The sequence below is a fragment of the Nostoc flagelliforme FACHB-838 genome, assembly GCF_014698065.1.
Lineage (GTDB): Bacteria > Cyanobacteriota > Cyanobacteriia > Cyanobacteriales > Nostocaceae > Nostoc > Nostoc flagelliforme_B.
Genome location: NZ_JACJSI010000549.1, coordinates 1 through 3,233, shown reverse-complemented (window position 1 = coordinate 3,233; position 3,233 = coordinate 1). Strand labels below are relative to the sequence as shown.

The following is a 3,233-nucleotide window of genomic DNA, read 5'->3' as shown; positions in this document are numbered from 1 at the left end:
TTTCATAGTATCAATTCTTGGAATAATGCTGGTTTTAGTTTATTTAAAGATAACTTAATTGGTTATCAGTCTTCCTTCTTAGTAGTCTTCACTGTTACAACACTAATTATTTTTGGGGGAATTGGGTATCAAGTAATTTTAGAAATGTACTTTTGGTTGCGCGATCATATTTTAAAACAATCTATTAAAATGCAAATATTTTCTCTAGACTTTAAAGTTGCAACCAGCACAACTATTATATTATTGTTAATAGGATTTATTGCCTTTTTCTGTATAGAAAGCAGAAACCCGGAAACATTTGGTTCTTTAAATTTACGCGACCAAATATTAGTAGCTTGGTTCCAATCCGTTACTCCTAGAACTGCTGGTTTTAACACCATCGATATTGGCAAAATGACCACTGCTGGTCTATTTATTACGATTGCACTCATGTTTCTTGGTGCAAGTCCAGGTGGTACAGGAGGAGGCATGAAAACAACAACCTTGAGGGTCTTGACCAGTTGCACTAAAGCTATACTCCAGGGAAAAGAAGAAGTTTTATTGTACGATCGCAAGATAGCAATATCTTTAATTTTGAAAGCTGTGGGTGTATTAGTGGGTTCAGTAGCGGCCGTGATTTTAGCTACAATTTTAATAAGCCTTACAGATCCAACATTAGATTTTATTAAAATTTTGTTTGAAGTGGTATCAGCCTTTGCCACTGTAGGGCTTTCTACAGGCATTACAGCAAGTATTTCTATAACAGCAAAGCTCATCTTAATTGTGACAATGTACGTTGGACGAGTAGGTATTTTACTACTGATGTCTGCCGTACTAGGAGATCCCCGCCCCACTAGAATTCACTATCCTGAAGAAAATTTACTCGTGGGATAGTTAAGGAGAGGGAATAGGGAATAGTGGAGAAATACTAACCAATGCCCAAACTGATAAAATATACATGGTAAGGCAAAAAATAAAATTTTTAATTCAAGCGGTATAACCGTTTTTTGCCCTAAATACAGGGATTCATAATAAGGATAACAAGGGTGAATCTGTCATCATTAGGTTTTTTTCGCAGTTTACGTAAAGATAACCACCAATTTGCTGTAATTGGGTTAGGTCGTTTTGGTAGGTCTGTTTGTTCCACATTACACAATTTTGGCTATCAAGTGCTGGCAACAGATATTGATGAAAAACGAGTTTCAGAAGCATTAACTGAGGGAATCGTTGGTCATGCTTTGCAACTAGACTCTACAGAACCAGCCGCACTCAAAGAAGCTGGAATTTTTGAATTTGATACTGTAATTATAGCGATTGGCAACTATGTTCAAGAAAGTATTATAACTACCTTAAATGTAAAAGAAGCTGGTGTCCCCCATGTAGTTGCCAAAGCTTCTAGTGAAGTTCATCGTAAACTGTTACGGCGAGTAGGAGCAGATCATGTTGTTTTTCCTGAGTATGAAGCGGGTTGCGCCCTAGCGCGTACACTTACCAAACCAGCAATCCTAGATCGGTTTGATCTAGACCCAGATAACAGTATTGTAGAGTTGATTGTGCCTGATGAATTTCACGACAAAACAATCACTGAACTTCAACTTCGTAACCGCTACGGTTTAAATTTGCTAGCAGTGAGCCAGGATGGTAAATTTATAATTAATCCTAACCCCACGAAGCGTTTAGAGCGTGGTTCAGCAATGGTAGTTATTGGCTGCAACAAAGATATCAATCGTTTGCCGATTTAAAAAAGTTAGGAGTTAAGAGTTAAAAGTTATGCCGTGTGTAACTTTTACTCAAACCTAACCTCCAGTAGAAAATAGACTTATTGGATTATTGAACCTCACCCTAAATCCCTCTCTCAAGCTTGGGAGAGGGATTTTTAAATTCGCTCCCCTTCTCTCAATTTTGGGAGAAAGGGTTGGGGATGAGGGCAAATTTTGCATTTTTGCAAATCGCGTTAACTCTAGGTTTTTTATTGTCCGGCATTTGTTGAAGTGGATTGTGGTTCAACTGAGCCAGGGTTCACGGGTATTTCTGATTGATTTGGTGTCTGTAGCTCTGGTGTTTGCACTACATTATTTGTAGAATCTGAACTCTGAGAAGGAGTAGCTGTTTGACTAGCTTGAGGTTGCTGTTGCCCATTTTTCTGGGCAATTTGCTGCATTAGCTGCTCAGTGTTCTGGGCCTGTTCAATGTTGCCTTGCTCACGATACTCATTATGAGCGCGTTTTAAGACTCCACTGGCTTTGTTGATCTCGCCCTGATTATATAAAGTCACTCCCAAGTTATAGTAAGTTGAGGCATTTTTAGGATTTTGGCGAATAGCTTGCCGATAAACAGAAATAGCCTCAGAAGCTTGACCATGAATTGCTAGCAAATTTGCCATATTGTTGTAGGCTGCGGCATTTTTAGGATCTAGCTGTAAGGCTTGGCGATAAGTAGCGATCGCGGCCTCTATTTGACCTTGTTGTTGCAAGGCGATCGCTAGATTAAAATAAGCATTGGCATTGCTGCTATCTAGACTAATTGCTTTTTGGTATGCTGCGATCGCTTTCTCTAACTGTCCTTGTTCATACAACGCCAAACCCAGATTATACAGCGTTGCTACCCTCGTGGAATCTACCACCAAGCTCTGACGATAAGCCGTAATCGCTGCATCTTTTTCTCCTTGTCGGTGCAACACCAACCCTAAGTTATAATAAGCTTCGCTAAAATTGGGATTAATTTTAATTGCCTATGTATATTCTTGTAAAGCTATATACAGGCGATTTTGCTCCATAAAAATACTACCCAGATAATTTCGCGCTGCCCCAAGGTTAGAATCTCGCTCCAACGCTTGACGAAAAGCATATTCTCCACCCTGTAAGTCTTTGCGGTTATAGCGCGTCACTCCCTGCTGGAAAAAGCTAGCTGCTTCGAGATCCTGAGAAATTGCAGTTTCTGCCAGCAGCTTGCTAACTGGGAAATTAGTAATTGTCGGTGCAGCCAAGACCAAAAACGCAGAACAGCCACCGAGTGCCACCTAGCAAAATAAATTTGATCAGTGAGAAAATATCCCTCTTCTGTCACTTTCCGATATAAGCAAGTAGTTCAGGAGCTTAATCATCCAGAAGCATAACAGGGTTTAAATTGATTCATGGCAGCAATTAAATGATTGAATCCCAGGAATAAATGTGAATTAGGGAAAATACTTAACCAGGGATAAATCAACCAAAATAGTAAAAGTGGTTGGATAATGAGACGCAGATTATTTAAAG

Annotated in this window: 2 protein-coding genes and 2 pseudogenes; 2 read left to right on the top strand and 2 right to left on the bottom strand. The window is 39.4% G+C overall.

The window, feature by feature from the left end; genetic code table 11:
• On the top strand, positions 1–873 hold an 873-nt coding region (locus H6G97_RS48515), incomplete at its 5' end, for a potassium transporter TrkG (protein WP_190947442.1).
• A gap of 152 nt (positions 874–1,025) precedes the next feature.
• Entirely contained in the window at positions 1,026–1,721 is a 696-nt protein-coding gene (locus H6G97_RS48510; RefSeq protein ID WP_190947441.1) for an NAD-binding protein, read from the top strand.
• A gap of 227 nt (positions 1,722–1,948) precedes the next feature.
• On the opposite strand, the pseudogene H6G97_RS48505 reads toward H6G97_RS48510, so the two are convergent.
• Both H6G97_RS48505 and H6G97_RS48500 read right to left on the bottom strand, forming a co-directional pair.
• A pseudogene (locus H6G97_RS48505) lies at positions 1,949–2,998 on the bottom strand (tetratricopeptide repeat protein).
• Positions 2,999–3,078: 80 nt separating this feature from the next.
• A pseudogene (locus H6G97_RS48500) lies at positions 3,079–3,233 on the bottom strand (IS701 family transposase); the annotation flags it as partial.